Raw genomic sequence first — 23,175 nt, 5'->3', positions numbered from 1 at the left:
AGTTGGGCTGGCCGACTTCATGGCCGGGGCGCTGGAGGGCGCGGGGGCCGTGGTGGCCGGGACGGGGCTGGTGAGCGGGAACCGGTACCGGATCCCGGCGGAGGTCGTGTGGCTGGGGGAGCGCGAGACCCGGGTGGAGCCCGTCATGAGCGGCGTGGTGGACCTGGGCGTCCCGGAGGCGATCGCGGAGGTCGTCGCGCATGACGTCGTGGCGCGCTGGTGGGCGGCCCCGGACCGGCAGCCGCTGCTGCGGGTGTCGGCGGAGCTGCACCGGCTGCTGCCGGACGGGGTGATGGCGGCGGCGGACGGGCTGGGCCTGCGGGTGTCGGCGTTCGCGCTGTCCGTGCCGGATGTCAGGGCGGCCCTGGTGATGGTCGGTGGTGAGGGCGCCACGCTGGGCGTCGCGGCCGGCCGTACGGTCAGGAGCGCGGTCGGCGAGGCGTTCCTGCGGGCGATGGCGGCCAAGGCGCAGCCGTGGGCGACGCTCACGCTGGCCGATTCGCTGCGCCGGTTCGCCGTCTGGCATCACGAGGCCGACTACGCCGCGCATCTGGAGCGCCTGGGTGTGGACGCGGAGCCGTGGCTGGTGGACGAGCCGGGTGACCTGCGGCCGTCGAGCTGGCCGGAGATCGCCGCCCGCCGGTTCGGGCACGAGCCCGTCGCGGTGGAGTCCGGCGGCACGGGCATGGTGGTGAAGGTCGTGTGCCCGGGGGCCGCGTGTTACGGCGCCGCTCCCGCCAGGCTGCCGTGCCCCGTGCCCTAGAGAGCCCGGCAGCGCACGGCGCAAGAGAACCTGCGCCCACCGAATACCGATAATTGCATGAACAGGGAGGCGGCCATGGACCTCACAGTCATCGGTATCACTCCCGAACTGGAGGAGATCTACCGCTACTTCCTTCGGCATCGGGGCGAAGGCATCGGCTCGTTGCCGGAGAGCCTCTCCATGGACCCCGACACCGTCGAGGCGGCCGTGGAGCGGCTGGGTCAGCTGTCCATGCTCGACCTGACCGACCGGCACCGGGTCGTGGCGACCGAGCCGCGCGTCGCCATCGAGCGGCTGGTGGAGAAGCGGCTGGACGAGCTCAACGCGGAGATCCGCCGGGTGTTCGGCGCCCGTGACGCCATCGCCGGCTTCATGGAGGACATGCAGGAGGGCGAGCGCACCGGCGCGGCGCTGGACATCGAGCGCGTGGAGAACGGCGCGCGGGTCCGCCAGCGCCTGGACGACCTCGCCTTCTTCTCCTACAAGGAGACGCTCTGCCTGCATCCGGGCGGCCCGTTCAACAAGGTGATGATCGACTCGGCGCTGCCGCTCGACACGCGGAGCCTGCGCCGGGGGCTCACGATCAAGGAGATCTTCCACCCGTCGGCGCTGGAGGACCCGCACATGGTCTCGTACCTGCGGGAGCTGCTCAGCCTGGGCGGCGAGGTCCGCATCACCGAGCAGCCGATGGACCGCATGCTCATGTACGACCGCAGCGTGGCGGTCGTCCCGATCGACCCCAAGCAGAACACCAAGGGCGCGTTGCTCGTCCGCGAGCCCGGCCTGGTCTCGCAGCTCGTCATCTACTTCGAGGGGCTGTGGAACTCGGCGGTGGACCTGCGCACCTACATCGACCCTCCGGAGGAGGAGCCGATGCTGACGGAGATGGAGCAGCGGGTCCTGGAAGTGATGGCCACGGCGGACAAGGACGAGATCGCCGCCCGCGAGCTCGACGTCTCGGTGCGCACCTACCGCCGCTACGTCGCCGACCTGATGGCCCGGCTGGGCGCCGTCAACCGCTTCCAGGCGGCGCTGCGCGCCAAGGAGGAGAACTGGATCTGATCCTTTTCGCGTGCCGTACGGGCACAGCGTGAACCCCGCGACCGGTGGTCGCGGGGTTCTTTTTTGAATTCTCGTGGCCCCATCTCTCCTTTCTCGGATATTCAAATCGCGGAACAATTGGGAGGCAGTGGTCAGGCGCTCGGCCAGGTGTTGGGGTCGGGCGTCGGCGTCACCGGCGGCACCGGCCAGGTGTTGCCGGGGTCGTCAGTCAGGGCGACCGGGGCGGGCCAGGTGTTGTCGGGGTCGTCGGTCGAGGTGGGCGTCGGGGCGGGCACCGGCCAGGTGTTCCCCGGGTCGCCGTCGGCCACCGACACGCTCCCGGTCACGGTGCTCAGCGACTCAAGGGCGGCGGAGCCGGCCGTCAGGGTGGCCCCCGCGGCGACGATCACGATGGCCCACTTCGCAACGTTCTCGGAAACCGTCTGGATAATCGTCGTCTTAGCCATCACTCTGCCTCTTTCTTATTGGTGTTTTTTGTTTTTCGTGTTTTCCTTCGCACCTCCAACTTTGCTAGGCGGCAAGCCCCGGAACCAGGCTTTTCGCAGGCAGCAAGCTGCAGGCGGGTTTCCGCTTCCTGCCACGCACCCGGGGTCCCCGCACTGCAGGAGGTGACAGGAAACGGCCACTGACCATTGACTGGAGGCACTGACGAGGGAGGGAAATCATGAGCATCTCGGAACTCGACATCGCCGCGATGCCGTCCGTGGAGGCCCTTGACGAGGCGGTTCAGTCGCCGCCCCCGTCCATGAACCGGCTGCGTGAGGAGCATGAGCGCCTGCGTGAGGAGGTCGTGGAAGGGCGTGCGCAGGCGGTGGCCCGGCAGCGTTCGCTCGGCAAGCGGACCGCCCGCGAGCGGCTGGAGCTGCTGCTCGACGAGGGGTCTTTCCTCGAACTGGACATGTTGCGCAGGCATCGGGCGCAGGGCCTCGGCATGGAACGGCAGCGTCCGCACACGGACGGGGTGATCGCCGGCTCCGGCACGATCGACGGCCGCCGGGTCTTCGTCTACGCGCAGGACTTCACCGTGTTCGGCGGCTCGCTGGGCGAGGCGCACGCGTTGAAGATCCAGAAGGTGATGGATCTGGCGTTGTCCACCGGCTCCCCGTTCATCGGCCTGAACGACAGTGGCGGCGCCAGGATCCAGGAAGGGGTGATGTCGCTCAACGGCTACGGGGGCATCTTCCAGCGCAACGTCGCGGCCTCCGGCGTCATCCCGCAGATCAACGTCATCCTCGGCCCGTGCGCCGGGGGCGCGGCCTACTCCGCGGCCCTGGCCGACTTCACCTTCATGGTCCGCGACACCGCGCAGCTCTACCTGACGGGCCCGGACGTGGTGGAGGCGGTCACCGGCGAACGGGTCTCGCACGCCCAGCTCGGCGGCGCCCAGGTGCACGCCGCCCGGTCGGGCCTGGCCGCGTTCGTGCACGACGACGAGGAGAGCTGCCTGGCCGACGTCCGCCACCTCGTGTCGATGCTGCCGAGCAACAACATGAGCCGCCCGCCGGCCCTGCCGTCGCGCGGCGCGGCCGCCGACGTGCGGCCGAGGCTGGCGGAGCTCGTCCCCGTGGAGCCGAACAAGCCCTACGACATGCGCCGGGTGCTGGCCGAGCTGGTGGACGACGGCGACTACCTGGAGGTGCACCGCGCCTGGGCGCCGAACGTGATCTGCGCGTTCGCCAGGATCGACGGCGAGGTGGTCGGCGTCGTCGGCAACCAGCCGATGGTGCTCGCGGGCGTGCTGGACGTGAACGCCTCGCAGAAGGCGGCGCGCTTCGTCCGGCTGTGCGACGCCTTCGGCATCCCGCTGGTGACGCTCGTGGACGTGCCCGGCTTCCTGCCGGGCACCGACCAGGAGCACGCAGGCGCCATCAGGCACGGCGCCAAGCTGCTGTACGCCTACTGCGAGGCGACGGTGCCGCGCGTCCAGGTCATCGTCAGGAAGGCGTACGGCGGCGCGTACATCGTGATGGACTCCCGATCCATCGGCACGGACCTGTCACTGGCGTGGCCCACCAACGAGATCGCCGTGATGGGCGCGGAGGGCGCGGTGAACGTCATCTACCGCAAGGAGCTGGCCGCCGCGAGCGATCCCGGCATGCTGCGCGCGGACCTGGTGGCCCGCTACACCAGCGAGCTGGTCCATCCCACGTACGCGGCCGAGCGCGGGCTGGTCGACGACGTGATCGACCCGGTGGACACGCGCGCGGCCGTGGCCCGCGGGCTGGCCATGCTCCGCGACAAGCGCAAGCACACGACCCCGCGCAAGCACGGCAACCTGCCCCTGTGAGAAACGCGCGGCACCTGTAGCGCGAGGTGAGCCCCGCGGGACGGTCCCGCGGGGCTTTCGCGTGCCCGGGGACCCCCGTTGACAGCATGCGGCTGCCCACCTGCAGCTTCCTGACTCCGCGAGCCCTGGCCCGGCTGTCGCGCCTGTCCCACAGTGGGAAGTGCGACAACGAAGGACCACCGCCAGGAGGAGGACGGAGACCCAGGAATCATGTTGATCCAGCTGACGATGCGCAAGGTCGACGGGCTCCCCGTCCCCGGTTCGCCGGTCGACGGGATCCGCATCATGGCGCTACTGCCGAGCCGCTGGCACAAGGATCTCACGCAGGCCACCGGGGACATCGTCATCCGGGTGCGCCCCGACGGGGCCACGACGAGCGCCCAGGTGCGCGACGTGGTCACCGAGGTCCTCACCAACCCCGAGATCGACCACTGGGAACTGGTGACCTGCCGCACGCTGCTCACGAGGAACCACGAAGAGGACGCCGAAGGAGGAAATCGATGATCGCTTCCCTGCTGGCCCCCGGAGAATGCCGTGTCTGGTGGGCCACCCCCGGGCACCGGAGCGTGGAGACGCTGTCCGCGGTGCTCAGTGACCCCGAGCTGGAGCGGGCCGCCAGGTTCCGCCGTGACCCGGACCGCCGCCGCTTCCTCACCGGGGCCTGGCTGCTGCGCAACGCGGCCGCCACCCAGCTGGGCGTGCGCCCGGAGGACGTGGTGGTCGACCGGAGCTGCTCGGACTGCACCAGGCACCACGGCAAGCCGTACATCAGGATGTCGGGCCGCCGGCTGCACGTCTCGGTCTCCCACTCGGGCGACCGGGTCGCGGTGGCCCTGACGGGCGTGGGAGCGCTGGGCGTGGATGTCGAGGCGGTGCCGTCGGAACCGGTGGACGACCTGGCCAGGTGCGCGCTGACCTCGCATGAGTTGCGTGCCCTGGACGCGTTGCCGCCGATCGAGCGGTACGAGGCGTTCGCCAGGGTGTGGACGCGCAAGGAGGCGGCGCTCAAGGCCACCGGGCACGGCCTGCGCGTCTCGCCGGGCAAGCTGGAGGTCAGCGGCCCCGAGGAGGCGCCCGAGCTGCTCAGCTGGCCGCTGGAGATCCCGCCGCGTGACATCCGGTTCGTCGACCTGGACCCAGGTGACGGGTATGTGGCCGTGGTGGCGCTGATCGCCGGCGACCAGCACGTCCACGTCGTGGAATCCCTGGTGGCCGGCCAGCCGGTCGCCGCCGCGGGCCCGCCGCCGCTCCGTGAGCGTGTGCTGCAAGCCGCCTGACCCTGTGGACACCGTGGCAAGGCTTCTGTCAGATGAGAGGAAGGAGGTGACCTCCGGTGAAGCGAGGCTTCGTCCTGATCCCGGGCCCCTGGATGGGGGCCTGGGCCTGGGAGCCGGTGGCACGGCGGTTGCGCGCTCGCGGGCACGAGGTCCGCGCGGTCACCCTGCGCGGCCTGGCCGCCGGCGAGGACGACGTGTCGGACGTCGGCCTGGAGACCCACGTACGCGACGTGCTGGCGCTGCTGGAGTCGGACGACCTGCGTGACGTGGTGCTCGTCGGGCACAGCTACTCCGGCCTGGTGGCCGGGCAGGTGGCCGACCGGGCGCGGGACCGCGTCGCGCACACGGTGTTCGTGGAGGCGTTCCTGCCGCACGACGGCAGGTCGATGCTGCACGCGTTCCCGGAGCGCCAGCGGACCCAGGAGTTGCGGCTCATCGCCGACAACGAGGGCCGCTGGCCCGCCCCGGACGCGACGATCGTGGGCGAGGGGCAGGGGCTGACCCGCACGCAGGCGCGCTGGCTGGCCCGGCGCCTCGTCGGGCACCCCGGCCGCACGATCGCCGAGCCGGCCACGCTGACCCGGCCGCTGGAGCGGCAGCGGGCCAGCTACGTCGTCTGCACCATGGACCACTTCGCCGGGCGGCTCTCGCCGGACGTGACCGCCATGCGGTCGGTGCCGTCGTGGGACTTCCACACGCTGGAGACCGGGCACTGGCCGATGGTCTCCGCCCCCGGGCCGCTCGCCGCCCTCCTGACCCGCATCGCCGCCCGCGAATCCTGACGCGGGTCAGGACACCGGGGTGACGTCCCGCCGGAACGCCCGGCGGAGCGGACCCCCGTACAGCCAGAGCAGGATCGCCAGGCCGATCGCGATCATGAGCGCCGTGAACACCCACTCGTTCGAACCGCCGGGGCCGTAGACCCGGTGCGCCAGGCCGATGTCGACCGCCCGCACGGGCTCGCCGGCCCGGTTGGAGTAACGGTCGCTGCCGTACAGCTCGACGCCGGACCGGTCGGCGGAGCCGTCGCCGGAGCGGAACTCGCCCGTCCAGACGCACGACTCGTGCCCGGGATGCACCACGCACGTCAGGTCACGCGGGGTGAACGTCCCCGGCACCCCGTCGGCCCGCGCCGCGCGGACGGCCGTGCCGGCGTTCGGCACGGCCAGATAGAGGAGGAACACCGCGACCAGGGTCAGGACGACCGTGAACGCGCGGGATCGGTCACGCCGCGCCATCACTACGCGGGGGCCGCGGCGCAGGCGCACCGCATGGCGGCCCGCTCGGCCGGACGGGGACGGCGGTGCAGGAGCATCGCGACCACCATCGGCGCGAACACCACCGCGTTGTAGAACAGGTGCAGCTCCACGCGCGGCACGACCAGCTGGATGAGGCTGGTCGGCACCGGGCGGCCGGCCAGGTTGCTGCCGGAGATCGCCTGCAGGAGCAGGATCAGGTGCTCCAGGTGGTGCCAGACCTGGATGCCCAGCGAGATGTTCCACCACACCCTGGACCGGCCGGTGAAGCCCGGCCGCAGCATGATCAGCCCGGCCAGCATGAGCAGCGCGTAGCCGTAGTGCATCCACTCGGAGGTGACGAGCCACGGGAAGGGCACGCCGAGCACGCCGCGGGCCTCGGGCAGCGGCCAGCCGAGGACGTAGATCTGGATGGCCTGGACGACGTGCTCCGCCCAGTGCGCCAGGACGATGAAGAGGTAGACGGCCAGCGCCGCCCGGTGATGCCGGGTGTTCAGACTGGAGAGTAACCCTGGAGCTGCGGCGTTCGTGACCATGAGCGGAACCTCGCTTCTCGAAGTGATGGGTCGCGTCGCGGTACCGAGCTTCGTTCGGCGCCCCGGTGGGCGCACCTCCGGTCGTGCGGACTTCGCGCAGGAGCGCAATCCGGAAGATGCGGGCGCCGTCGTACACCGCGAGTATGAGGCCGAGAAAGCACGCTGACCACCACTGGTCACCGGGGCCGCCGCGCTTGCGGGAGGGCGGCGGTCGCCCGGGGACCGGGTCCCGCCGGTGACCACGCCCGGCGTGGCCCGGTCCTCGCATGCCGTTCTCCCGTGACGTCGGAAGGAAAGCACGACATGACGCCAGCAGGAACGTGGGGCAGGAGGCTGGTGCGCGTCGTCGCGTCCGCCGCCCTGGCCGTGGTGCTGATCGCCACGACCGCCGCCGCGTCGTCAAGCGACGGCGAGCAGGCCGAGGGCCTGTCCGGTTTCACCCACGGCAGGGTCGCCGTCGACGGCGGCGACATCCACTACGTCACGGGCGGGTCGGGCCCGGCCCTGCTGCTCCTGCACGGCTGGCCGCAGACCTGGCAGATGTGGCGCGACGTCATGCCGGAGCTGGCCCGCGAGCACACCGTGATCGCCATGGACCTGCCCGGCCTGGGCACCTCGTCCATCCCGGCCGGCGGCTACGACAAGGTCACCACCGCGCACCGGATCCGCCAGGCCGTGCGCGCGCTCGGCCACACCCGGGTCGGCATCATCGGGCACGACCTGGGCGTCCTGGTCGCCTACCCGTACGCGCGGGACTTCCCCGCCGAGGTGAGCGGGCTCGTGATGATCGAGAGCCCGCTGCCCGGCTTCGGGCTGGAGGACCTGTACGGGGTGAGCTTCCACTTCAAGTTCAACTCGTCCCCGGCGCCCATCCCCGAGCGGATCATGGACGACGAGGACGTGCCCACGTACCTCGGCATGATCTTCGACTTCAGCCACCGCAAGGATGCTGTCAGTCGCGAAACCTACTATCGCGCGTATGCCTCTCCAGCCAGGCGCACCGCCGGATACGCGTACTACCGCGCCTTCGCCGCCGACGCCGACGACAACAGGGCCAACGCCGCCAGGAGGCTGGCCATGCCGGTCGCGGCGGTGGGCGGTCAGCACTCCTTCGGTCCCGGCGTCGCCGCCTCCTTCAGTCAGGTGGCCGACGACGTGCGGACCGTGGTCGCCCCCGATTCGGGGCACTTCGTTCCCGAGGAGAACCCGGACTTCCTGGCCGGGTGCGCGCTCCTGTTCTTCGGCCCGGCGGGCACCACCCCCGGGCCCGGCCTCGGCGACTGTGCTCCCTAGCACCCCGGCGCGTCGCGGTCCCCGTCCCCGAACCCGGGGGCGGGGCCGCTGCGTGACAACACCCCGACAGGAGGGAAGGCTGAAATGAGCCAGCAATACGCGCATCAGCGCCTGTCCCCGCCAGGCGCCTCGATCGAGAACGAGCGGGCGGCGGTGCGGCGGCTGCGCCGCGACGTCGACGGGGCCGTCCTCGTCCCGTTCGAGGCCGCCTACGAGAGCGAACGGCAGGCGCCCTACTCCGACATCGACCCCAGGCCCGTCGCCGTGGTGATGGCCACGGGCCCGGCCGACGTGCGCACGGCGCTCGCCACCGCGCGTGAGCACGACCTGCCCTTCGCCGTCCAGGGCACCGGGCACGGCACCCACGCCGCCTCCGACGGCGGCATCCTGGTCAAGACCGCGCAGCTGGCCGGCGTGCTGGTCGACCCGGTGCGCCAGGTGGCCCGCGTCGGCGCGGGCGCCGTCTGGGAGCAGGTGATCGCCGCGGCCGCGCCGCTCGGCCTGGCGCCGCTGGCCGGGTCCCACCAGTCGGTCGGCGTGGCCGGCTACACGCTGGGCGGCGGCATCGGCTGGCTGTCGCGCGCGTACGGGTTCGCCGCCGACAGCGTGCTGCGCGCCGAGGTGGTCACCGCCGACGGCCGGCTGCTGACGGCGAGCGCCGACAGCCACCCCGACCTGTTCTGGGCGATGCGCGGCGGCGGCGGCAACTTCGGCGTGGTCACCTCGCTGGAGTTCCGGCTCCACCCGGTCGCGCGGGTGTTCGCGGGCGCCGCGTTCTTCCCGGGGGAGCGGGCCGCCGACCTGCTCACCCGCTACCGCGACTGGATCGAGTCCGTGCCCGACGCGCTGAGCAGCGCGGTCCTGCTGACCCGGCTGCCGCACGACCGGCGGGTGCCCGCCGGGCTCAGGGGCAGGCCCGGGGTCGTCGTCCAGGTCATGTACGACGGGCCGGGCGAGGAGGCCGGGCGGCTGCTCGCGCCCCTGTTCGAGGTGGTGGGCCCGCCGCTGCTGCAGACGTTCGGCACCGGCGCGTTCGGCGAGATGGACATGGGCGGCACCGGCCCGGCTCACGTGAACCTGCTCGACACGCTGCCCGACGAGGTGATCGACGTCCTGGTGCGGGCTGCCACCCGGCCGGGCTCGCCGGTCTCCGGCGTGGAGATCCGCCACTGGGGCGGCGCGATGGGCCGCCCCGGCCCGCACGCCGGCCCGATCGGGCACCGCACGGCGCGGCTCAGCGCCATCCTCGACGCCAGGCTGCCGGAGGTCGAGGCGGTGATGCGCCCCCACACGGGAGGGCGCGCCTTCCTCAACTTCCTGCACGACCCGGCCAACGCCGTGGCGGCCTACACCCCGGCCGACCACCGCAGGCTGCGCGGGGTGAAGCGGGCCTACGACCCGGACAACGTCTTCCGGCTGAACTACAACATCCCGCCCGCCTGAGCCCCGGGCGACGCGCGGCCGCCCGGGCCGGCGACCGGCCCGGGCGGCTCGTGCGCGGGTGACCACCCGGCTCACAGCTCGACGCGGACGTCGTACAGGGTGACCCAGGTGTCGAACTCGATCAGCCGCTCGATGACGGCGCGGGCGCTCCACGGGCCGCCCATGCTGTAGGCGCCCCGCGGCGCGTCGAGCAGGGTGCGGATCTCCGCCTCCGACGCCAGCATCAGCGCCGGCCCGCCGTCGGCGAGGATGCCGGCCAGCTTCTCGCGCAGCGCCTCCTCGTAGCCGGTGTCCTGGGTGGACGGGTACGGGTTCTTCTTCCTGTCGAGCACCGAGTCGGGCAGCACGCCCCGCATGGCGGCCCGCAGCAGGCTCTTCTCCCTGCCGTCGAAGTTCTTCATCGCCCACGGCGTGTTGTAGACGTACTCGACCAGCTGGTGGTCGGTGAACGGGACCCGCACCTCCAGGCTGGCGGCCATGCTGATCCGGTCCTTGCGGTCCAGCAGGAAGTTCTCCCACCGGGTGAGGTTGAGGAAGGTGAGCTCGCGCATGCGCGCCTCCAGCCCGCTCTCGCCGGGCAGCCGCGGCACCTCCTCCAGCGCCTCGGTGTAGCGGCGCTTGACGTACTCCTCCAGCCCCAGCCGGTCCCACAGCCCGATGTCGCGCAGCGCGCCGATGCCGCCGGCCTTCCTGAACGGCGAGTGCCAGGGGAAGGTGTCGGAGTGGACCGCGTCCTCGTCGTGGAACCAGGTGTAGCCGCCGAAGAGCTCGTCGGCCGCCTCGCCCGACAGCGCGACCGTCATCTCCCGCTTCAGCGCGCGGCACAGCACCAGCAGCGAGTACTCCATGTCGCCGGTGGAGACCGGCAGGTCCTGGGCGCGCAGCACCGTCCCCCTGACCTCCGGGTCGAGGATCTCGGCGTTGTCCAGCTCGACGATGATGTGCCGGGCGCCGACGTGCTCGGCCACCTCGACGGCGAACGGCGTGTCGGGGTCCTCCCACTGCACGTTCGCCTGGAAGCGCGACTCGTGGCCCTTGAAGTCCACCGAGAACGCCTTGAGCGGCTCCTCGACGCCCTTGCGGGCGAGCGCGGCGGCGGCCAGCGCGGTGATGGCGCTGGAGTCGAGCCCGCCCGACAGCAGCGTGCCCACGGGCACGTCGGCGACGAGCTGCCGGTCCACGATGCCGGCCAGCAGCTCGCGCACGGTGGCGATCGTGGTGTCCAGGTCGTCGGTGTGCGGGCGGGCCCGCAACCGCCAGTAGCGGTGCTCGCCGCGGCCCGCGCGGGAGAAGCGCAGGACCGTGGCGGGCCGCACCTCGTGCATGCCGCGGAAGACGCCGTGGCCGGGCGTCTTGACGATGGTGAAGATCTCCCGCAGGCCGTCGGCGTCGATGACGGCCTCGGCCTCGTCGTGGGCCAGGATGGTCTTCGGCTCCGAGCCGAACAGCACGCCGTCCGGCGTCGGGTAGTAGTAGAGCGGCTTGACCCCCATCCGGTCGCGCACCAGCAGCAGCTCCTCGGTGCGCGGGTCCCAGATGGCCAGCGCGAAGATGCCGTCGAGCCGGCTCGCGAAGTCCTCGCCCCACTCCAGGTAGGCGCGCAGCACCACCTCGGAGTCGCTGGCCGTGCGGAACTCGTGGCCCAGCCCGCGCAGTTCCTCGCGCAGCTCGCGGTAGTTGTAGACCTCCCCGTTGTAGGTCATGACCGGCAGGGCGTCCCCGCCGGCGGCCATCGGCTGCCTGCCTCCCTCCAGGTCGATGATCGCCAGCCTCCGGTGGCCGAGCGCCGCGCGGGCGCAGGTCCACACGCCGCCCGCGTCGGGCCCCCGGTACTCCAGGGTCGCCGTCATCGCCGTGATCGTGCCCCGTTCGCCGGTCAGGTCCCGGTCGTAACTCACCCATCCAGCAATGCCGCACATAGTGATCAACTCATCCTTTCCATGGTCTCGGTGAAATCGCGGGCGCCGTGCAGCCACGCGACCTTGTCGTGCAGCTCGTCCTCGGAGAAGGCGGACAGCATCCGGTTCCTGGCCAGCGCGGCCTCCCCGGCGGGGTGGTAGAGGCGGCTGCCCATCTCGCGGGAGACGAGCTGCGTCCGGGCCGTGCGGGCCCGGCGGGCCGCGTTGTACTTCTCGAACCGCTGCGGGAACTCGGCCGGGCCGCAGTCCGCCAGCTCGCCCAGCGTGACCGCGTCCTCCAGCGCCATGCACGCGCCCTGGGCGGCGTACTGGAGCATCGGGTGGGCCGCGTCGCCCAGCAGGACCACGCGGCCGTCGGCCCAGTCGGCCACCGGGTCGCGGTCGCACAGCACCCATTCACGCCACTGCGCGCCCAGCTCCAGCAGCCGCCGGGCGGTCTCGCCCAGCCCGGGGAAGGCGCCCAGCACGGTCTCACACCCGGCCGGCCGCCCGGTCACCACGCTCGCGGCGCCGTCGTCGCGGGTGGCGGCCAGGTTCAGGAACTCGCCGCCGCCGATCGGGTAGTGCACGAAGTGCCAGCGCGGCCCCGCCCACAGCGTGACGGTGTTCCAGCGCAGGTCGCCGGGCACCCGGTCCATCGGGATGACCGAGCGGAAGATCGTGTGCCCCGACACGCGGGGCCCGCCGTCGCCGACCAGCCGCGCGCGGATCATGGAGTGCAGGCCGTCGGCCCCCACCAGCGCGTCGCCGGGCACCCGCCCCCCGCCGCCGAGCAGCGCCCGCACGCCGCCGGCGTCCTGCTCGTAGCCGATCACCTGGCTGCCGCCGCGCAACTCCACCAGCGGATGGTCGCGGCAGGCGGCCAGCAGCGGACCGTACAGGTCCACCCGCTGCACCACCGCGTACGGGTTGCCGAAGCGCGCCCGGTAGCGGCCGGTGAGCGGCATGCTCGCCACCCGCTCACCGGTCGTGCCGTCCATGAAACGCAGCTCGTCGATGAAGACGGCCAGGTCGCGCACGGCCTGCCCGACCCCGAGCCGGTCCAGCGCGGCGAAGCCGTTGGGGCCGATCTGGATGCCCGCGCCGAGCTCGCTGAACTCGTCCCTGCGCTCCAGGACCACCACCCGGTGGCCCTGATTCGCCAGGCCGATGGCCGAGGCCAGCCCTCCGATGCCGCCGCCCGCGACCAGTACGGTCGCCGTCCTTCCCCTCCCGTTCATCGGCGCACCGGCATCCGGTCGATCACCGACAGCAGGGCGTCACGCAGGATGCCGACCCCGTCCGCGGTGAGCACCGACTCGGCGTGGAACTGCATGGAGGCGAACCCGGGCCCGCGCAGCGCGTGCACCTCGCCCGTCTCCGGGTCGCGGCTGACCGCGACGCTCCCCGCCAGCCCGGCGGGCTCGATCTCGTCCGCCGGGGCGTGCGCGGCGAAGGTGTTGTAGAAGCCGACCCTGGCCCGGCGGCCGAACAGGTCGATCACCCGCTGCACGCCCTGGTTGGGCACCTTCCTGCGGCGCAGCGGCAGGCCCAGCGTGCCGCTGAGCACCTGATGGCTGAGGCACACGGCCAGGAACGGGATGCCGGAGCCGAGCAGCCGCCCCACCGCCTCACGCAGATGCGCGATCTTGGGGTGGGCCAGGTCGGCGGGGTCGCCGGGGCCGGGACCGAGCACCACCAGGTCGTGCCCGTCCAGCGTGTACGGCTCGTCGAACCGGCGCACGGTCACCTGCAGGCCCAGCGAGCGCAACTGGTGGCCGATCATCGAGGTGAAGGTGTCCTCGGCGTCCACCACCAGCACCCGGCGGCCGATCAGGTCGGGCGTCCAGAACGTCCGCTCGGCCTGCTCCTGCCGCCAGAACCCGGAGATGCCCTCGTTGCGCCCCTCCAGCGCGCTGCGCACCTCGGGATGCTCGGCGAGCTGCTCGGGCGGCTCGGCGCACAGGGCGTCGAGCAGCCCGGCCGCCTTCGCCGTGGTCTCGGCCACCTCCGACACCGGGTCGGAGTGCCTGACCAGCGTCGCGCCGACCCCGATGCGGACCCGCCCGGCGGCGTCGATGTCGGCGGTGCGGATCAGGATCGAGGAGTCGAGCGTCCGCCGTCCCGCCCCGTCGCTGCCGATCAGCGCGGCGACGCCGCTGTAGTAACCGCGTCCCTCCTTCTCGTAGCGGCCGATCACCCGGCACGCGCTCTCCAGCGGGCTGCCGGTGACGGTCGGCGCGAAGAGCGTCTCGCGCAGGATCTCCCGCACGTCGCGGGTGGTCTCGCCCTCGATGTAGTACTCGGTGTGCGCGAGCCTGGCCATCTCCCTCAGGTACGGTCCCGTCAGCCGGCCGCCGGACTCGCAGATCCGGGCCATCATCTTGAGCTCCTCGTCCACGACCATGTACAGCTCGTCGGCCTCCTTCTTGTCGCCGAGGAAGCCCATGAGCGCGCCGACGGTCGGCCCGGACGGGGGATAGCGGTAGGTGCCGCTGATCGGGTTCATCACCGCGACGCCCCCGGCGACGCTGATGTGCCGTTCGGGCGAGGCGCCGACGAAGGTCCGGTCGCCGGTGTGGATGACGAACGTCCAGTACGTGCCCGTCTCCCGGGTGACGAGCCGGCGGAACAGCGTGAGAGCGCAGGCCGGGGTGTAGTCGGTGATGTCGGCGACGAACGAGCGCTTGATGACGAAGTTGGCGCCCTCGCCCCGGCCGATCTCATCCTCGATGACGGCGCGCACGATGGCCGCGTAGTCGTCGTCGGCGGTGTCCACGCCGCGGCCGCGGGTCCGGATGGGCCGGTCGGGGATGCGCGCCAGTGCGGCCGGCAGCGGCATGCTGCCGTGGCCGGTGACGGCCATCGCGACCAGCGGGGCGCCGTCGTCGCGCGCCTCGAACCCCCGCTCGGCGATCTGCCGGTACGGGATGAGCGTCAGCAGCTCCGGGCCCTCGCCGCCGGGCTCGCCGGGCAGCGGCAGCTCGCTCAGCGTGGCGACCGTGGAGACGTCGCCGACCAGGACGTCCAGCACGCCCTCCCGGCCGGCGCCCGGCCGGTGCAGCAGCGCGAAGGCGGGGGGCGCGGGGGACAGGATGTCGTCCAGAAGCCGCCCGGCGCTCATGTCCGCGCTCATGTCCGCGCTCATGTCCGTGCTCCCGGCGCGAGGTCGCTCAGCAACTGCTTGGTCGTCGTGACCACGCCGCACCGCCCGGCCACGTACCGCAGCGTCATGCGGTGGTCCTCGGCGGTGAAGTCGGCGACGGCGTCGGCCACCAGGAACGGCTGCACGTCGTGGGTGAAGGCGTCGACGGCCGTCATCAGGACGCCGATGTGCGCGTACACCCCGCAGATGATCAGCTGGTCGCGCCCGCTGTCACGCAGCCTCCACAGCAGGGGAGTCCGGTGGAAGGCGCTGTAGCGGCGCTTGGCGATGACCCAGTCGTCCGCCCCGGGCGTCACCGGGTCCGCGACCCCGCGCTGCGCGGTCTCGGTGGACATGCCGGGCCCCCAGAAGTCCTTCAGCAGCCCCCGCTGCCCGTCGGTCATCCCGCCGGGCTGCGTGGTGTAGGCGACCGGGATGCCGGCGGCGGCGCACCGCTCCCGCAACGCGCCCGCGTTCCTGATGAGGTCCGTCACCGGGGCCTCGCCGCCGGGAAAGGCATTCAGAAAGAAATTCTGCATGTCGTGCAGCAGGAGAACGGCCCGGTCGGGGGAAACGGTCCACCGCGCCGTGTTCACGGGTAGTTCGCCGGAGTCCGGCATCGGATAAGGCGTTATGTAAGGAATCCCGATCATCGTTGCCTCAATCTGGTTGTGCGATAAATAAATTCAGGCGCCCAGAGTGGCGCCCCCGTCCACCGTCAGGTGTTGCAGCGTGATGTGATTCGCCTTGCTCGAAAGCAGGAATGCGACGGCCTCCGCGACGTCGGCCGGGCTGGCGACCTTTCCGAGCGGGATGCCGGTGCGGAAGACCTTGGGGCTGCCCTCGATCGACGCCCGCAGGGCCCGGTCGTGGTCGCTCCACAGCGCCGAGAGCATCGGCGTGTCGGCCGAGCCGGGAGCCACCACGTTGCAGCGGATCCCGTAGCCGGCCACCTCCAGCCCCAGGGCCTTGGTGAACGCCGTCGCCGCCGCCTTGGACGCGGCGTAGGCGGCCATGTCGGCGCGGGCGACCAGCGCCGCGTTGGAAGCGACGGTGACGACCGCGCCGGCCCGCCTCGGCACCATCCGGGAGACGACCGCCCGGGAGACGTGGAAGACGCCGTTGACGTTGACCGCGAACGTCGCCGCCCAGTCGTCGTCCGACATCCGCACCGCCCGGCCGGTACGCAGCACGCCGGCGGCGTTGACCAGCTTGGTGACGGGACCGAGCAGCCGCTCGGCCTCGCCCACCACCGCCTCCACCTGGGCGCTGGAGCCGACGTCCACGGGGAACGCGGCGACCCGCAGGCCGTCCGCCTCCAGCTTCGCGGTCAGCTCCCGCAGGCCGTCCTCGTCCCGGTCCAGGGCGGCCACCGGTATGCCCTCCTCTCCCAGCGTCCGCGCGATCGCCGCCCCGATGCCGCCGGCGGCTCCGGTGACCAGGGCCACCATCAGGAACTCCCGGCGGGAAATCGCGTGAATGTGATGTGCATGATGAACTCATCCGCCTTTCCCCGCACATAAACAGAAGTGCGGGCCGGTCAATTACCAGGTATTTCTCTTACGTACAGAGTGCGATTGGCAATGACCGCGGACAAGGCGGGACGGTGGCAGCAAGTTGTCCCCGCACCGCTGTTTCCTGCCAGCCGGGAGCAACGCAGCACGTCAAGAGATGCCCCGCACGGCGGCCCGACCTGACGATGTCGAGGTGAGGAAGTCCGGTATCAAGAGAGCGGCGACCTCGTGGCTGCAGGACCAAGCGTGGTTTCTGCAGAAACTGGTCCCGGATTCACCCGCCCACACGATGCTTCGCGCCTACCGAACGACCGGCGAACTCGACGTGCCCGCGCTCCGCGCCGCCTGGCGGGGTGTCGTGCTCCGCCACGAGATCCTGCGCACCACGCTCGTGGAGGACGGCGGGCTGCCCGTGCAGGAGATCGCCGACGACTGCCATCCGCACGCCTTCATCGAACTCGACGCCGGCACGCCGGCCGAACAGCCCGCCGCCGGCACGCCGGCCGAACAGCTCTGCGCCGACCTCGCGCGCACCCCGCTCGACCTGGAGAAGGGGCCGCTCGCGCAGCTCGCCGTCGCCCGGCTGGACGACGGCGGCCACCTGCTCGTGCTGCGGCTGCACGAGGCCGTCGCCGACGAGTGGTCGCTGGCGACGCTGCTCGACGAGCTCTGCGACGGCTACGCCGACCAGCAGGTGCCGCCGCCGCCCGACGGGCTCCAGTACGCCTCCTACGCCCGCTGGCAGCGCGACCAGGGGCACACCCCGGAGTTCCACCGGCTGCTCGGCTGGTGGACCAGGAACCTGACCCCGCCGCCCCCGCCGCCGAAGCCGCCCGCCGACCGGCCCCGGCCCGCCGGGCCGTCCTTCGGCGGCGGGACCGTCCCCTTCACCTGGGCGCCCGCGCTCGGCCAGGCGGTCGCCGACCTGGCGCGCGAGGAGCGGGTCAGCCGCCCGGCGGTCATGCTGGCCGCGTTCCTGTGCCTGCTGCGCCGGCACAGCGGCGAGGACCGGGTGGCCGTCGGCGCCCCTGTCAACCTGCGGCCCGCCGTCCGCACCGGCGCCCTCGTCGGCCCGTTCCGCAACCACGTGGTGCTGTGCGCCGACCTGTCGGGCGGCATCACCTTCAGGCAGGCCGTGCGCCGGGTGGCCAGGGCCGTGGCGCAGGCCTACCAGCGCCGGACCGTCCCCTACGACCGGCTGGTGCAGGCGCTGCGGCTGGACCGCGACCCGCGCCGGATGCCGCTGTGCGACGTGCTGTTCGACTACCGCGACGAGGCCGAGCCGCTGCCCGTCCTGGGCGCGGCCGAGGTGCGGCCGGTGCGCCCGCGCGCCGCCGCCGTCAAAACCGACCTCTGCCTCACCGTGGAACACGTCGGGTCCGACCTGAGCGGGTCGCTGACCTACCGCGACAGCCTGTACGAGGAGGAGTCGGCCGGGCTGCTGCTCGACCAGCTCCGCACGTTCCTGGCCATCGCGCTGCGGGCGCCGGACCTGCCCGCCGACCAGATCCCGCTGGAGGACTACGCGCGGACGCGCGCCAGGGTGCGCGAGGCGGACCAGACGGCGGTGCTCGACCCGCTGCTGGCCTCCGCGCCCGAGCTCGTGCGCGCCCGCGCCGTGCGCGCGCCCGACGCGGTGGCGCTGGACTGGCCGGACGGCGGCCTCACCTACCGCGAGCTGGACGAGCGCGCCTCCGCCGTCACCGCCGCCCTGCGCGCGCTGCGCGCCGAAGGCGCCTCCGTCGTCGTCCGGATGGGACCGGGCCCCGCCCAGGTCGCCGCCGTGCTCGGCACGCTCGGCGCGGGCGCGCACCTGACCTGCCTGGCCACCGGCGACGCGGGGGAGCGGGGCAAGGCGGTGCTGGCCGAGCTGCGGCCCGCCTGCGTGCTGGCCGAGGGCCCCGCCGACGACCTGGTCCGGTGGTACGCGGAGGAGCTCGGCGGCACCGTCGTCGACGTCGCCGAGCTGGCCGCGCCCGCCCGGCCGGCCCCGCTCGTCAGCCCCATGACCACCGCGCCCGCCTACATCGCCTACACCTCCGGCTCGACCGGCAGGCCCAAGGGGATCATCCAGTCGCACGGCAGCCTGGCCCAGTTCGCCACCTGGCTGGCCACCGAGTTCCGGATGCGGCCCGGCGCCAGGGTCGCCCAGTGGGCGGCCCCCGGCTACGACGCCGCGCTGGTCGAGACGTTCGCCGCGCTGACCGGCGGCGCGACGCTCTGCCCGGTGCCCGAGCGGATCAGGGCCAACCCGGAGAAACTGGCCGACTGGCTCGCCGACGAGCGCATCACGCTGCTGCAGACCGTGCCGAGCTTCGCGCGCAAGCTCCTCGACGCGATCACGGCCGGCGACGCCGGCCGCTCGCTGTCGCTCAGCTGCCTGCTGCTCGCGGGCGAGCCGCTGCCCGGCGACCTGGCCGGCGACCTGCGCGCGCACCTGCCGGCCGTCCGGCTGGCGAACCTGTACGGCGCCACGGAGACGATCCTGGCCACCTGGTACGAGGTGACCGGGCCGGTGCACGGCATGACGCCGATCGGCGGGTCCATCCCCGGCCGGCAGGTCGTCGTGCTGGACGACTGGGACCGGCCCTGCCCGCCGGGCGTCACCGGGCACCTGGTGGTCAGGAGCCCGTACGTCGCCCTCGGCTACGCGGGCGGCGGCGAGGACACCCGGCCGTTCGAGCCCGTCTACCACCTGCAGGCGTGCGGATCCGGCTTCGGCCGCTTCTACCGCACCGGCGACCGCGGCCGCCTGCGGTGGGACGGCCTGCTGGAGTTCCGCGGCCGCGGCGACTCCCAGATCAAGTTCCACGGCACCCGCGTCGAACTGGCCGAGGTCGAGGACGCGCTGAACCGGAACGAGGCGGTCGCCGAGTGCGCGCTCGTCCCGGTGAGCGGCCCCGACGGCTGGATCACCCGCCTGGTCGCCTACGTCGTGCCGAACCGCACGGCGGCGGGCGAGGCGGAGGTGCGGGCCGCCGACCTGCGGGCCACGCTGCGCACGCGGTTCGGCAAGAGCACGCTGCCCCTGTCGGTCAAGACGGTCAGCGCGCTGCCGCGCAACGTGGGCGGCAAGATCGACCGGCGGATGCTGCCGGCGCTGGTGACCGGCGGGCCACGCGGCGCCGCGCGGACTCCGGCGGAGCTGGAACTGGCCGCCATCTGGTCAGACGTACTTGGGGCCGAGCCGGACAGCGACGGCGACCCCTTCTTCGCGGTGGGCGGGCACTCGCTGATGGTGCCCCGCCTGCTCGACCGTGTGCGTGAGAGGTTCGGCGTCGAGGTGCCCCTGTGGGAGTTCTTCGCCAACCCCACCCTGAACGGCCTGGCCGCTCAGGTGAGCGCGCACGCGCTTTCCGCTGATGCTGTCAACCAATCTATGGCGGGTGAGTGATGTGACACTGGTGGAGACCTCGACGTCAGTCGACTTCGATGGGGAGAACCTGGATGTCCCGACAGTACGGCTGATCGCCGAGAACCAGGTCACCTGCGGCGTCGCCCCGTCAGCCCTGGCCAAGGTCGCGGCCAACAGACGGCTGTTCGAGGACGTCATCGCGCGTGGCATCCCCGTTTACGGCGTGACGACCGGCTACGGCGAGATGATCTACATGCTCGTCGACACCTCCAACGAAGTGCAGCTCCAGACCAACCTCGTCCGCAGCCACAGCGCCGGCGTCGGCCCGATCTTCGCCGAGGACGAGGCGCGGGCGGTCCTGACGGCCCGGCTCAACGCCCTGTCCAAGGGCTATTCGGCGGTCCGGCCGGAACTGCTCGAACGCATGGCGCTCTACCTCAACCTGGGCATCACGCCCGCCATCCCCGAGATCGGGTCGCTGGGCGCCAGCGGCGACCTGGCACCGCTGGCGCACGTCGCCTCGACGCTGATCGGTGAGGGGTACGTGCTGCGCGACGGGCGCCGCACCGAGACCGGGCCGGTGCTGCGCGAGTTCGGCATCGAGCCGCTGCAACTGCGGTTCAAGGAGGGCCTGGCGCTGATCAACGGCACCTCGGCGATGACCGGCCTGGGCTGCCTGCTCGTCACCCGGGCACTGGACCAGGTCCGGCAGGCCGAGATCGTCACCGCGCTGATCTGCGAGGTGCTGCAGGGCTCGACCAGCCCGTTCGTCGCCGACGGGCACGACATCGCCCGCCCCCACCAGGGGCAGATCGACGTCGCCGCCAACATGCGCGCCCTGCTGAACGGCAGCGGCCTGGCGGTCGAGCACAGCGAGCTGCGCCAGGCGCTCAGCGTCGACCCGCTGCGCCTGTCGATCCTGCGCGACAGGGAGCCGCCGCGCCGGCGCAAGGACGACGAGGCGCCGGAGCACGGCGTCCACCGGACGGAGGTCTACCTGCAGAAGGCGTACACGCTGCGGGCCATCCCGCAGGTCGTCGGCGCCGTCCGCGACACCGTCTACCACGCGGCCGCCACGCTGCGCACCGAGCTCAACTCCTCCAACGACAACCCCCTCGTCTTCGAGGGCAAGGAGGTCTTCCACGGCGCCAACTTCCACGGCCAGCCGGTCGCCTTCGTCATGGACTACCTGACGATCGCGCTCACCCAGCTGGGCGTCTTCTCCGAGCGGCGGACCAACCGGCTGCTGAACCGCCACCTCAGCAACGGCCTGCCGGAGTTCCTCGTCGCCGGCGACCCGGGGCTCAACAGCGGGTTCGCCGGAGCCCAGTACCCCGCCACCGCCCTGGTCGCGGAGAACCGGACGATCGGGCCCGCCAGCACGCAGAGCGTGCCGTCCAACGGCGACAACCAGGACGTCGTCAGCATGGGGCTGATCGCCGCCCGCAACGCCCGCCGGGTGCTGCAGAACAACAGCAGGATCCTCGCGGTGGAGTTCCTCTCCGCCGCCCAGGCGGTGGACCTGTCCGGCCGCCTGGACCGGCTCAGCCCGGCCGGGCGCGCCACCTACGAGCGGGTCCGCTCGCTCGTGCCGGTCCTGGAGGAGGACCGGTTCATGTCCGACGACATCGAGCTGGTGGCCGCCGCGATCTCACGCGGCGAGTTCCTGGCCGCCGTCGAGCAGGCCGACGTCGCCCTGCGCTGACCGGCGGACATACGGAAGCGCCCCCGGGGAATCCCCGGGGGCGCTTTCGTCACGGGCTCAGAAGTGCAGACCGTTCTTGGCCTGCCGGATGTGGTCGAAGGACGACAGGTCGGGCACCGTCCAGCCGTCCAGGTCGTACTCGTTCAGGCACTGGTCGACGAAGGCCTTGTAGCCGTCGACCTGGCCGCTCGCCGTCTGCGCGGCCAGCAGCTCCACGCGGGTGTTCTCGTGGTTGCCCGCGTAGTTGCGCTCGTACAGCTCGTGCCGGCCGCCGAACTCGGAGCCCACGGCGTCCCAGAGGAGCTTCATCACCTTGATCCGCTCGACCGAGTCGATGCCGCCGGAGCCGCGCAGGTACTTGTCCAGGTACGGCCGCACCTCGGGGTTCTTGAAGTCCTCGGCGCTGGAGTTGATGTAGATCAGGCCGCTGGCGATGTCCTGCTCGATGATCTCCTTGACCCGGGGATAGCCGGTCTGCATGAACCAGCGGTAGGCCAGGCCGTACTCCGGGTTGGGCAGGACCGCGCCGTTCGTCCACGGGACGGGGTTGCGCGCGGCCGCGTCCGACAGTCCCCAGAACAGGTTGCGCCAGGCCAGCACCTCGCCGATGCGGCTCTGCACGCCCCGGAAGTCCTTGGTGCCGGTGATCTCGACGGCCTTGGCCAGCAGGCCGGCGATGAACTCCAGCTTCACCGCCAGGCGGGTGCACCCGTGGAAGGTGAAGCGCTCGGGGAAGCCGGATCGGCCGGTGAACAGCTGCACCTTGCCGAGGTGGCCGTAGATGAAGACGTTCTCCCAGGGGATGAGCACCTTGTCCAGGACGAGGATCGTGTCGTTCTCGTCCAGCCGGGACGACAGCGGGTAGTCGAACGGGCTGCCCATCACGGTCGCCGCGGCGGAGTAGGAGGGCCGGCAGATCAGCTTCAGCCCCGGCGCGTGCATGGGGATGGTCGCCACCAGGGCGAACTTCTTGTCCTTGATCGGCAGGCCGTAGTGGGCGATGAAGTTGTAGTGGGTCAGCGCCGATCCCGTCGCCACCACCTTGGCCCCGCTCACCACCAGGCCGGCGTCGGTCTCCTTCTCCACGTGCACGAAGACGTCGGCGACCTCGTCCGGCGGCCGGCTGCGGTCCACCGGCGGGTGCACGATCGCGTGGTTCCAGAACAGGACCTTCTCCTGCGACTCCCGGTACCAGCGCCGCGCGTTGTCGGCGAACGGCTCGTAGAACTCGGCGTTGGCGCCGAGCGTGCCGAGGAAGGCCGCCTTGTAGTCGGGGCTGCGGCCCATCCAGCCGTAGCTCATCCGCGCCCACGCGGCGATGGCGCGCTGGTTGGCCACCAGGTCCTCGGCGCTGCGCGGGGTGGTGAAGAAGCTGTGGGTGAAGCCGTCACTGCCCGTGTCGGTCGGCACGACGAGCGCGTCACGCCGCTCCGGGTCGTGCAGCGCGTCGTAGAGCCGGGCGGTCATCCTGATCGGGTTGTGGAAGGCCGGGTGCGCCGTCACGTCCTTCACGCGGTCGCCGTACAGGTAGATCGCCCGGTCGTCGCGCAGGCTCTCGATGTACTCGGCGCCGGTCATCGGGCGGGTCTTCGGCCGGGAGTCCGGAACGGGTGGCGCGTCCTGCAGGTCTGTCATGGCATT

The 23,175-nt window shown here is 72.1% G+C and carries 19 protein-coding genes; 10 read left to right on the top strand and 9 right to left on the bottom strand.

All coding sequences use genetic code 11. The features are described 5' to 3' along the window. Together ADY59_RS51455 and ADY59_RS16785 are read left to right on the top strand one after the other, a co-directional pair. A partial coding sequence (locus ADY59_RS51455) for a hypothetical protein (RefSeq protein ID WP_197093693.1) occupies positions 1-763 on the top strand: 763 nt, incomplete at its 5' end. Between the two features lie 75 nt (positions 764-838). After that, positions 839-1,825, top strand: coding sequence for a LuxR C-terminal-related transcriptional regulator (locus ADY59_RS16785; RefSeq protein ID WP_049563145.1), 987 nt, complete (start codon positions 839-841; stop codon positions 1,823-1,825). A 131-nt stretch (positions 1,826-1,956) separates the two neighbouring features. On the opposite strand, the gene ADY59_RS16780 is transcribed toward ADY59_RS16785, so the two are convergent. Further along, complete coding sequence (locus ADY59_RS16780) at positions 1,957-2,271, bottom strand: hypothetical protein (RefSeq protein WP_156325546.1); 315 nt, start codon at positions 2,269-2,271, stop codon at positions 1,957-1,959. A gap of 299 nt (positions 2,272-2,570) precedes the next feature. Here ADY59_RS16780 and ADY59_RS16775 point away from each other — a divergent pair, with 299 nt between their 5' ends. From ADY59_RS16775 to ADY59_RS16760, 4 genes are all read left to right on the top strand, one after another. Continuing rightward, positions 2,571-4,112, top strand: a complete 1,542-nt coding sequence (locus tag ADY59_RS16775; RefSeq protein WP_197093697.1) for an acyl-CoA carboxylase subunit beta — start codon at positions 2,571-2,573, stop codon at positions 4,110-4,112. A 210-nt stretch (positions 4,113-4,322) separates the two neighbouring features. Continuing rightward, the gene (locus ADY59_RS16770; RefSeq protein WP_049563141.1) at positions 4,323-4,616 is read left to right on the top strand and encodes a hypothetical protein; all 294 of its coding nucleotides are present in this window, start codon (positions 4,323-4,325) and stop codon (positions 4,614-4,616) included. After that, the gene (locus tag ADY59_RS16765) at positions 4,613-5,389 is read left to right on the top strand and encodes a 4'-phosphopantetheinyl transferase family protein (RefSeq protein ID WP_049563140.1); all 777 of its coding nucleotides are present in this window, start codon (positions 4,613-4,615) and stop codon (positions 5,387-5,389) included. Before ADY59_RS16770 ends, ADY59_RS16765 begins: the two co-directional genes overlap by 4 nt. Positions 5,390-5,445: 56 nt before the next feature. Next, on the top strand, positions 5,446-6,171 hold the full coding sequence (locus ADY59_RS16760; protein WP_082310154.1) for an alpha/beta fold hydrolase: 726 nt from the start codon (positions 5,446-5,448) through the stop codon (positions 6,169-6,171). A gap of 6 nt (positions 6,172-6,177) precedes the next feature. On the opposite strand, the gene ADY59_RS16755 is transcribed toward ADY59_RS16760, so the two are convergent. Further along, complete coding sequence (locus ADY59_RS16755) at positions 6,178-6,627, bottom strand: hypothetical protein (protein ID WP_063780688.1); 450 nt, start codon at positions 6,625-6,627, stop codon at positions 6,178-6,180. 2 nt (positions 6,628-6,629) lie between these two features. Further along, positions 6,630-7,181, bottom strand: a complete 552-nt coding sequence (locus ADY59_RS16750) for a hypothetical protein (RefSeq protein ID WP_049563136.1) — start codon at positions 7,179-7,181, stop codon at positions 6,630-6,632. Positions 7,182-7,484: 303 nt separating this feature from the next. Here ADY59_RS16750 and ADY59_RS16745 point away from each other — a divergent pair, with 303 nt between their 5' ends. Both ADY59_RS16745 and ADY59_RS16740 read left to right on the top strand, forming a co-directional pair. After that, complete coding sequence (locus tag ADY59_RS16745) at positions 7,485-8,474, top strand: alpha/beta fold hydrolase (protein ID WP_053174826.1); 990 nt, start codon at positions 7,485-7,487, stop codon at positions 8,472-8,474. An 84-nt stretch (positions 8,475-8,558) separates the two neighbouring features. Further along, positions 8,559-9,917, top strand: coding sequence for an FAD-binding oxidoreductase (locus tag ADY59_RS16740; RefSeq protein ID WP_082310153.1), 1,359 nt, complete (start codon positions 8,559-8,561; stop codon positions 9,915-9,917). A gap of 71 nt (positions 9,918-9,988) precedes the next feature. Here the strand turns inward: ADY59_RS16740 and asnB are convergent, their stop codons facing one another. From asnB to ADY59_RS16715, 5 genes are all read right to left on the bottom strand, one after another. Continuing rightward, on the bottom strand, positions 9,989-11,836 hold the full coding sequence (gene asnB / locus ADY59_RS16735; RefSeq protein ID WP_049563134.1) for an asparagine synthase (glutamine-hydrolyzing): 1,848 nt from the start codon (positions 11,834-11,836) through the stop codon (positions 9,989-9,991). A gap of 5 nt (positions 11,837-11,841) precedes the next feature. After that, a complete protein-coding gene (locus ADY59_RS16730) occupies positions 11,842-13,056 on the bottom strand; it encodes a 3-hydroxybenzoate 6-monooxygenase (RefSeq protein ID WP_049563133.1) in 1,215 nt (404 codons plus the stop codon). Beyond that, a complete protein-coding gene (locus ADY59_RS16725) occupies positions 13,053-14,963 on the bottom strand; it encodes an anthranilate synthase family protein (protein WP_269433608.1) in 1,911 nt (636 codons plus the stop codon). Before ADY59_RS16725 ends, ADY59_RS16730 begins: the two co-directional genes overlap by 4 nt. Further along, positions 14,960-15,580, bottom strand: coding sequence for an isochorismatase family protein (locus ADY59_RS16720; protein WP_331459487.1), 621 nt, complete (start codon positions 15,578-15,580; stop codon positions 14,960-14,962). Before ADY59_RS16720 ends, ADY59_RS16725 begins: the two co-directional genes overlap by 4 nt. A gap of 66 nt (positions 15,581-15,646) precedes the next feature. Next, positions 15,647-16,411: a 2,3-dihydro-2,3-dihydroxybenzoate dehydrogenase gene (locus ADY59_RS16715; RefSeq protein ID WP_049563129.1), complete on the bottom strand. Its 765-nt coding sequence runs from the start codon at positions 16,409-16,411 to the stop codon at positions 15,647-15,649. A 256-nt stretch (positions 16,412-16,667) separates the two neighbouring features. Between ADY59_RS16715 and ADY59_RS16710 the strand changes: the two genes are divergently transcribed. Together ADY59_RS16710 and cmdF are read left to right on the top strand one after the other, a co-directional pair. Further along, on the top strand, positions 16,668-19,868 hold the full coding sequence (locus tag ADY59_RS16710; protein WP_197093691.1) for a non-ribosomal peptide synthetase: 3,201 nt from the start codon (positions 16,668-16,670) through the stop codon (positions 19,866-19,868). Next, positions 19,861-21,534, top strand: a complete 1,674-nt coding sequence (cmdF, locus tag ADY59_RS16705; RefSeq protein WP_197093690.1) for a tyrosine 2,3-aminomutase — start codon at positions 19,861-19,863, stop codon at positions 21,532-21,534. Before ADY59_RS16710 ends, cmdF begins: the two co-directional genes overlap by 8 nt. Positions 21,535-21,591: 57 nt before the next feature. On the opposite strand, the gene ADY59_RS16700 is transcribed toward cmdF, so the two are convergent. Then, positions 21,592-23,169 carry a 4-hydroxyphenylacetate 3-hydroxylase family protein gene (locus ADY59_RS16700; RefSeq protein ID WP_049563123.1) on the bottom strand — a complete coding sequence of 526 codons (1,578 nt, stop codon included), beginning with the start codon at positions 23,167-23,169 and terminating at the stop codon, positions 21,592-21,594. Between the last annotated feature and the right edge of the window lie 6 nt (positions 23,170-23,175).

The organism is Nonomuraea sp. SBT364 (genome assembly GCF_001083785.1).
In the GTDB taxonomy this organism is placed as follows: domain Bacteria; phylum Actinomycetota; class Actinomycetes; order Streptosporangiales; family Streptosporangiaceae; genus Nonomuraea.
This window is presented reverse-complemented; position numbering and strand designations above follow the sequence as displayed.

Excerpts from the sequence above, each read along its gene's own strand:
- ADY59_RS16785 (WP_049563145.1), top strand. The coding sequence starts at position 839 with ATGGACCTCACAGTCATCGGTATCACTCCCGAACTGGAGGAGATCTAC.
- ADY59_RS16780 (WP_156325546.1), bottom strand. The coding sequence starts at position 2,271 with ATGGCTAAGACGACGATTATCCAGACGGTTTCCGAGAACGTTGCGAAG.
- ADY59_RS16775 (WP_197093697.1), top strand. The coding sequence starts at position 2,571 with ATGAACCGGCTGCGTGAGGAGCATGAGCGCCTGCGTGAGGAGGTCGTG.
- ADY59_RS16770 (WP_049563141.1), top strand. The coding sequence starts at position 4,323 with ATGTTGATCCAGCTGACGATGCGCAAGGTCGACGGGCTCCCCGTCCCC.
- ADY59_RS16765 (WP_049563140.1), top strand. The coding sequence starts at position 4,613 with ATGATCGCTTCCCTGCTGGCCCCCGGAGAATGCCGTGTCTGGTGGGCC.
- ADY59_RS16755 (WP_063780688.1), bottom strand. The coding sequence starts at position 6,627 with ATGGCGCGGCGTGACCGATCCCGCGCGTTCACGGTCGTCCTGACCCTG.
- ADY59_RS16750 (WP_049563136.1), bottom strand. The coding sequence starts at position 7,181 with ATGGTCACGAACGCCGCAGCTCCAGGGTTACTCTCCAGTCTGAACACC.
- ADY59_RS16745 (WP_053174826.1), top strand. The coding sequence starts at position 7,485 with ATGACGCCAGCAGGAACGTGGGGCAGGAGGCTGGTGCGCGTCGTCGCG.
- ADY59_RS16740 (WP_082310153.1), top strand. The coding sequence starts at position 8,559 with ATGAGCCAGCAATACGCGCATCAGCGCCTGTCCCCGCCAGGCGCCTCG.
- asnB (WP_049563134.1), bottom strand. The coding sequence starts at position 11,836 with ATGTGCGGCATTGCTGGATGGGTGAGTTACGACCGGGACCTGACCGGC.
- ADY59_RS16730 (WP_049563133.1), bottom strand. The coding sequence starts at position 13,056 with ATGAACGGGAGGGGAAGGACGGCGACCGTACTGGTCGCGGGCGGCGGC.
- ADY59_RS16725 (WP_269433608.1), bottom strand. The coding sequence starts at position 14,963 with ATGAGCGCGGACATGAGCGCGGACATGAGCGCCGGGCGGCTTCTGGAC.
- ADY59_RS16720 (WP_331459487.1), bottom strand. The coding sequence starts at position 15,580 with ATGCCGGACTCCGGCGAACTACCCGTGAACACGGCGCGGTGGACCGTT.
- ADY59_RS16715 (WP_049563129.1), bottom strand. The coding sequence starts at position 16,411 with ATGGTGGCCCTGGTCACCGGAGCCGCCGGCGGCATCGGGGCGGCGATC.
- ADY59_RS16700 (WP_049563123.1), bottom strand. The coding sequence starts at position 23,169 with ATGACAGACCTGCAGGACGCGCCACCCGTTCCGGACTCCCGGCCGAAG.